Source organism: uncultured Ruminococcus sp., from assembly GCA_902785355.1.
In the GTDB taxonomy this organism is placed as follows: domain Bacteria; phylum Bacillota; class Clostridia; order Oscillospirales; family Acutalibacteraceae; genus Ruminococcoides.
Genome location: CACZYF010000059.1, coordinates 1 through 6,327 on the forward strand (window position 1 = coordinate 1; position 6,327 = coordinate 6,327).

A 6,327-nucleotide genomic window follows, 5' to 3' on the forward strand; every position below is an offset into this window, starting at 1 on the left:
AGGACCCATCAGACCATTACCTTCTCATTATACAAAAAAACAAGCATAGTGCCATACCAACTGTAGTCAGCAGTAAGACTATGCTAATATTGTACCAAAAGGAGGGGATTTTTTGAAAATCTCAAAGAAATTACTCGCTATTATCCTCGCGGTCATTCTGGTGGTTTCAAGCGCAGCTGTCGCCGCCGTGAATGTTTCCGCCGCAGCCGGCGATAAGGTCTATTGCCGCGCCAGCTTCACCCCTAACTGCTATATGTGGAACGATTCCACAAAAGAGAACAACCAGGAGTGGCCCGGTGTCAAGATGACCAAGGTCGACGGTGAGACAGATGTGTACTGCTACACCGTCCCCAGCGACAAGTTCGACATGATCATCTTCAACGGCAGCGGTCAGACCGACGACATGAAGTACCCCGGCGGCAACAAGCTTTTTGATTACGCCAAGAGGACATGGGAAGATTACAGCAGCGACCCGGTACCGGTCATCACCGTTTCCAAAGAGGGCGGAAGCTTCAAGGATTCCGTTGATGTGACCATCACCGTCGCCGACGCGACCTCTGCCTATTATACGATCAACAGCGGCTCTCACCTCGCGATCAATGGCTCCGTCAACCTGACGCTCGGCGCAGATGCTGCCGAGGGCTCTTCCATCGTGCTGGATATCAGCGCGACCAACAGCTTCGGTACCGTCAACAAGAGCTTCACCTTCAAAAAGAGAACCTCCGGTGGCATGGATTCCGACGGCAGTACCGCTCCCGCTCTCACCGGCAACTACGCAACTAACCCCAACAACGGCTACGGTAAACGCAAGACCATCACCGTCGACGGCGACAAGTCCGACTGGGACAGCTCCATGCTGATTGCTCAGGGTGTAGCGAACGATGATCCCCGCGTTTATACTGCGTGGTCGATGCACGAGATCCCGATCGACGACTACGCGATGTATGCCGCTTGGGATGACACCAATCTCTACATCATGTATGAGATGGCGAACGTTCAGGACGTTGTCGCTCCCGGCGCGGACTTCCCGCTGACGCAGGGCAACCTCTGGATCTACAACCTGCCTGTCTTTATGTACATCTATTCCGGTGAAGGTAATATCAACCACGGCGAGACTGCCGACGGCACCCTCTGGGCGACCGGTACGACCCTCGACGCTCACGCGGATCATGTGATCGCTTACTCCACCAATGCCTCGAACGGTCCGTTTATCTATACCGCGAACGACGACGGTCAGCTCATGCCCGATGACCTTGTACTCGCAGGTGCTCAGTCCGGCATCAGTATCAAGTGGGGCAACGGCAAGACCCTCTCCGGCAAGCTGATGGGTATCAACAAAGCGGGCGGCAACAACGGCCGCACGGCAGGCGACGCTGTCGACGCTACCCTCACCGATTTTTACACCAAGGGTCATAAGGCGAGCATGGATATGTTCTATGAGATCTCCATCCCGCTCAAGAATCTGGATATCTCCGCTGCCGACATCGAGACCAACGGTATCGGTATCATGAAGGTTTCCACCTTCGGCACCTCCGGTATGGACTCCCTGCCCTACGACCTGTCTATGTCCGATAACGCCGCCGAGCCCTACTCCGCCGATCCCTCCTCTTCCGCTGAGAAGGAGGACGAGGATCATATCACCGTCCCGATGGCGCGTATCGGTAAGGCGTTCACCCCCGGCACTGTAGTACAGCCCACCACGCCTAAGCCCACTTCTGCTCCCGCAACGGTAGCTCCTACTTCCGCTCCCGCAACCGTAGCTCCTACCTCTGCTCCCGCAACGGCAGCCCCCACTACGCCTAAGCCCACCGCCGCTCCCGCGACCGAGGCGATTATCACGCCCGGCGTCAACCTGGGTGATGTCGACGGCGACGATGACGTTAACGTCATGGATGTAACCTGGATCCAGCGTTATATCGTCGGTATCGTGTTCGACGGCTTCATCGAGGAGGCTGCCGACGTCGACGCGGATGATGATATCAACGTCATGGACGCGACATGGGTTCAGCGCGCGATCGCGGGTATGCCCATACCGTACGATGTTCAGGTTGACCGTATCGGCTGAGTCAGTCGGAGCGTCGTAACAGTAGAGTATAATAATGGAGCTGTCGCATTTCCTAGTGCGACGGCCCCTATGTCGTTTTACGCCGCCCTTCCAACGGGGCGCGATATTTTTTACGTATTGCGGATTTTTCGGATTACACCTGTAATACCAAGGGCTTGTTTAGATAAGGTATAATAAATTGCGCAAATGTAAAAAGGCTATAGAAAAAGTGTCATCCTGTACGAAATGAATGGCCTTTGAACCGCATAAACCCTAAGATTCTTCGCTGCGCTAAGATTGACAAATGAACTTTATCGACAAGCTGAGGGCTGACGCACGAAGCGCCAGCCCTCTTAGCTTTAGCCTGTCCTGATATGACAGCCTGATATTGATTTGTCCGACAGCTTTTCCTCTTACTGGATATAGAGGGTGTAATTGTGGAGGCTGCCCCTCTCCAGCGCTCTGCCGTTGTCGCCGTGGAAGGCGTTCTCGTGGAACTTCTCTTCAAGGCTGACAACCGCGCGCTCGCCGCTCTCGGAAGAGTTTACGTAAACGTTGGACTTGTCGTTAAAGAAATTCCTTGTCGTATAGAGGACAGCCTTTTTGCCGCAATTCTTTACAAGATAGAAGTTGCTGTTTTCGTTGTCCTTTACAATAATATCACGGCTGAGATATACGTCCGCCGCCTTGGCAAATCCCGCGTCGCAGTAAACGCCGCCGCCTTTCGCCGCTTTGTTATTCGTGATGGTCATCGCGTCGAAATTGTGATCGGAAGAGCTCAGTGCGCCGAGGTAGATCGCGCCGCCCTTGTTGTTTGCCTCGTTGCCGGTAAGCGTCAGTGCGAAAGCGTCGAGCTTGCTGTGGTCGCCTACATAGATACCGCCGCCGCTGCCGAATGCGGTATTATTGAAGAACTTTGAAAAAGAAATTTTTGCTTTGATATTCTCAGGTACATAAATCGCGCCGCCGTTCTTGTCGGAATGGTTGTCCTTAAAGAGGTTGCCGAGTATCTCGTTGAAAGCGGTCATATACAGTGCGCCGCCGTAACCCTCTGCGCTGTTGCCTTCAAAGTTGCAGTCTTTGATAGCCAAAACGCTGTGTCCGTAGTAGACTGCGCCGCCGTTGCCCGCAGACTTGTTGTACTTGAAGGTGCAGTTTCTGATGGGGGTGCTTGTGTAAACTGCGCCGCCTTCCTTGGAAGCTGTGTTGTTGATGAAGGTATTATTCTCGATATTGGAGCCGTAAACCTCGCCGGGCATATAGATCGCGCCGCCGCGCTCTCCTCTGTTGTCTTCAAAGGTGCAGTTGGTGATGATTGCCTTCACTCCCTGCGCTACGTTAACAGCGGAATTGGTTGCGTGTCTGAAGGTAACCTTGTTGAGGTAAGCGGTACCGTTCGCTTTGACTGACGACGCGGCTCCCATGAGGGTGCCGTTGCTCACATGGAGCACGCCGCCGCCGTTTACCGTGAACAGATCACCGTCTGACTGCATGAAAAAGCCGTTGAGGTCAATGTTGATATCACAGCCGTCGGGAATGGTCAGATTCATCTTCTCGTATTGATCGGCGTGCAGCTTGATGGAAGCGTTCTTCGCTTTAATCGCCTGCTCTAACGCCTCGGCGAAGGTGTTGTAGTCCTTTTCTTCGCTGTTGGTCTTGATGGTGGTCATACCCTTGTGGTCAATGGGGTCGGGCTTCGGCTCATTCCTTTTTCTTTCATTTCTGTCGATAATTCTCTGAAAGATTTCCAGCGCTTCCTTGCCGTCCTTTACCTTTTTCAGCTCCTCAAGGTCCTTTGCCTTCTGTGCGTCCTTATCAGACTGAACGGTTGTTGCTTGTCCGGCGGTCTCCGCTGCGGAGGCTGAGGCTGTTGCGAATGCCGCGACGGAAATTGCGGTTACGATCGCGAGGATTGCCGCGATGATTCTGGTTTTCTTATTTGTCTTTCTCATGGTGTTCTCTCCTTTTTTATTGTTATTGTTATTGGTGTTGATGGTTGTGTTTTTCATTTTCTTTACCTCTTTCGTCTTTTTATTTGGGAGGTTTTTGTATCTCCCCTTGACTGTGACTATAGTATAACGAACCGACTATGACAAAACCCTGACAAATTTTGGCGTTTTTTTAAATTTTTTCAAAAAAATTTCTCAATTCCGTATTTGCCGCACGGAATTGAGAAATCGTCTATATAATTCGTATAAAGGGGCGGATTTCGCTTTTTTGCGATTATATCCAAATTGGATAGTGACATTTTCGCCGGGATGATGTATCATACAGCAGCAAAATAAGAATAGGAGGAATCAGATAGTTTTCGTCATAGCTTAGTAACCAATCTGATTCATAGCAACGTCGACGTCACGACGATTTCAAATATCGTCGGTCATATCAACGGAAATGTTACTCTGTCAGTCTATGCTCACGAATTCAAAGAAGCAACAGCTTTCGGCTGTAATGTGATGAGCGATCTGCTGAAACAACAGAAAAAACAAGCCAAAACAATGAGCGAATAATGAACTGTTGACGGTTTGGAAAAAAGAAAAACTCCCAAAAGTGAGATATAATCTACACTTTTGAGAGTCTTAGGGTTGTCCGAGTGAAAGTACAAATCCCGGTCACCATGCGGTCTCGCGGGCTCGGAACGTAAAAAATGCTCAAACTAATGTTCAAACGATACAGGATAAAGGACTTTGTTTGGTCACCCAGACAGGAGTCATTTAAGGTCTCCGATGGCGATTTTTTGCACTGAAAAAATATTTTCAAAGAGCCTTTCCCCTGAAAAGAATACGGTTGTTATTTGCCCCGGTCTATGGTATAATAACCGTATAAATCCGGTTATTATACAAATTTATATGCCCGCCCGATTTGTCGCTGCGCGACAAGGGCGATGGCTGATTATACCATAGTAAGGTGGTGAGAGAATGAGCGATCCTGTCAACTTTGATTTTGATGAATATATCCGACAGAGCGAGCCTGAAAAACAGCAGAAAGGCTATATCTGGCAGACGGCGATCGGTCTGCAGGATGTGGACGGCCTAAAGCCATCCGAATACCTGATTGAGACCGCGAAAAAGAACATCGACGGTGACATCACGCTGAAAGAAGCGAACGAGCTGATCCACAGCTACTATGAGAGCAAAACCGCGCGCATTGACGCGGAGAACCGTACCGAAGAAGCAGATAAGGTATCCGCCCGCATTGCTCAGATTCTCTCGGAAGACGCCTTTGTTTTCTCGCCTGAACAGTTCATCGCGATTCATCGCAGACTCTTTGAGGGTATCTACAAATTCGCCGGAAATATCCGCGATTACAACATCTCAAAAAAAGAGTGGGTGCTCAAAGGCAAGTCGGTGGTTTATGCCGGTTCCGACATGATCCGCGATACGCTGAACTATGATTTTGATGCAGAGAGACACTTTAATTACAGCGGTCTCGGAATCGACAAGAGCATCCGCCATATCACGGAGTTTATTTCGAACCTGTGGCAGATCCATCCCTTCGGCGAAGGCAACACCAGATCGACGGCGGTGTTCAGCATCAAATATCTCCGCTCGATGGGCTTTGAGGTGAACAATACGCTGTTTGCTGAGAACTCATGGTATTTTCGAAACGCCCTTGTTCGTGCGAACTACTCCGATATCCAAAAGGGGATTGTCGAGGATAAAAGCTATCTGGAACACTTCTTCCGGAATCTGCTGCTCGGAGAACATCATGAACTTAAAAATCGGTATTTGCTGATTGACACCGAAATGCAGCCACCTGAAAAAATCGGCGATAAAGAAAAAATCGGCGATAAAGAAAAAATCGGCGATAAAAAATCGGCGATAAACGTACGGAACCGTCAAGCAATTATCGCCTTTATCAAAGACAGCGGAACCGTCAAAGCTTCTCAGGTTGCCGCTGCGATCGGGTTACAGCCGTCCAGGACGAGGGATTACCTCAGTGAACTGATACAGGATGGTATCATCATCGCCGAAGGCGCCAACCGGAACAGAGTATATCGGTTAAAGTAAAAAGATAGATAAATACGAACAGCGGGGACGACTTTTGCCGTCCCCGCTGTTGCTTGTTATATACGGTTCATATTCTGTTTGTGTTTTGATCAGGTTCCCCAGTACTCGCCGCCGCGCTCCTCTTTTTCCCAGGAGCGGGTTACGTACCATTCGTTGATCTTGGTGTTTTTGCCGTCGTTCTTGATACGGCTGGAGTATTCGCTGTTGAATTCAGTCCAGTTAAGGTTGATGTTGGTGTTATTGGCTTTCTTGGAGATTTCGATACAGGGATTGGCG

4 protein-coding genes and 1 pseudogene are annotated in these 6,327 nt (G+C 50.0%); 3 read left to right on the forward strand and 2 right to left on the reverse strand.

Features of this window, described 5'->3' with window-relative positions; genetic code table 11:
• Nucleotides 1–112: 112 nt before the first annotated feature.
• Nucleotides 113–2,065 (forward strand): starch-binding protein, encoded by a 1,953-nt coding sequence (locus R2I50_RS09795; RefSeq protein ID WP_316608959.1) that lies wholly within the window; start codon nucleotides 113–115, stop codon nucleotides 2,063–2,065.
• 392 nt (nucleotides 2,066–2,457) lie between these two features.
• Here R2I50_RS09795 and R2I50_RS09800 read toward each other — a convergent pair whose 3' ends face one another.
• Nucleotides 2,458–4,053 (reverse strand): right-handed parallel beta-helix repeat-containing protein, encoded by a 1,596-nt coding sequence (locus R2I50_RS09800; protein WP_316608960.1) that lies wholly within the window; start codon nucleotides 4,051–4,053, stop codon nucleotides 2,458–2,460.
• Between the two features lie 303 nt (nucleotides 4,054–4,356).
• Between R2I50_RS09800 and R2I50_RS10145 the strand changes: the two are divergent.
• Together R2I50_RS10145 and R2I50_RS09805 are read left to right on the forward strand one after the other, a co-directional pair.
• Nucleotides 4,357–4,551: pseudogene (locus tag R2I50_RS10145) on the forward strand (hypothetical protein); the annotation flags it as partial.
• Nucleotides 4,552–4,959: 408 nt separating this feature from the next.
• Nucleotides 4,960–6,051 (forward strand): Fic family protein, encoded by a 1,092-nt coding sequence (locus R2I50_RS09805; RefSeq protein ID WP_316608961.1) that lies wholly within the window; start codon nucleotides 4,960–4,962, stop codon nucleotides 6,049–6,051.
• 89 nt (nucleotides 6,052–6,140) lie between these two features.
• Here the strand turns inward: R2I50_RS09805 and R2I50_RS09810 are convergent.
• Nucleotides 6,141–6,327: hypothetical protein (locus R2I50_RS09810; protein ID WP_316608962.1), on the reverse strand; the 187-nt coding region annotated here is incomplete at its 5' end.

Excerpts from the sequence above, each read along its gene's own strand:
- R2I50_RS09800 (WP_316608960.1), bottom strand. The coding sequence starts at position 4,053 with ATGAAAAACACAACCATCAACACCAATAACAATAACAATAAAAAAGGA.
- R2I50_RS09805 (WP_316608961.1), top strand. The coding sequence starts at position 4,960 with ATGAGCGATCCTGTCAACTTTGATTTTGATGAATATATCCGACAGAGC.